The following is a 590-nucleotide window of genomic DNA, read 5'->3' on the forward strand; positions in this document are numbered from 1 at the left end:
ATCCCCACGCCCGAGCGCGCTGTGGACGGTGCCTTCCTGATGCCCGTGGAAGACGTGTTCTCGATCTCCGGTCGCGGCACCGTGGTGACCGGTCGCGTCGAGCGCGGCATCATCAAGGTCGGCGAGGAAATCGAAATCGTCGGTATCCGCCCCACCGTCAAGACCACCTGCACCGGCGTGGAAATGTTCCGCAAGCTGCTGGACCAGGGCCAGGCTGGCGACAACGTCGGTATCCTGCTGCGCGGCACCAAGCGCGAAGAAGTCGAGCGCGGCCAGGTGCTGTGCAAGCCCGGCTCGATCAAGCCGCACACCCACTTCACGGCTGAGGTGTACGTGCTGAGCAAGGACGAAGGCGGCCGTCACACGCCCTTCTTCAACAACTACCGTCCGCAGTTCTACTTCCGCACGACCGACGTCACCGGCGCCATCGAGCTGCCCAAGGACAAGGAAATGGTCATGCCCGGCGACAACGTGTCGATCACCGTCAAGCTGATCGCCCCGATTGCCATGGAAGAAGGCCTGCGCTTCGCCATCCGCGAAGGCGGTCGCACCGTGGGCGCCGGCGTGGTGGCCAAGGTCCTCGAATAAGG

General features: G+C 64.6%; 1 protein-coding gene. It reads left to right on the forward strand.

Going from position 1 to position 590, the window contains the following annotated elements; all coding sequences use genetic code 11:
• Positions 1 to 588 (forward strand): EF-Tu C-terminal domain-related protein (locus PGB34_RS23045; RefSeq protein WP_271430463.1); only part of this gene is annotated, 588 nt, incomplete at its 5' end.
• Positions 589 to 590 lie beyond the last annotated feature (2 nt).

The organism is Xenophilus arseniciresistens (assembly GCF_028023875.1).
Lineage (GTDB): Bacteria > Pseudomonadota > Gammaproteobacteria > Burkholderiales > Burkholderiaceae_C > Xenophilus > Xenophilus arseniciresistens.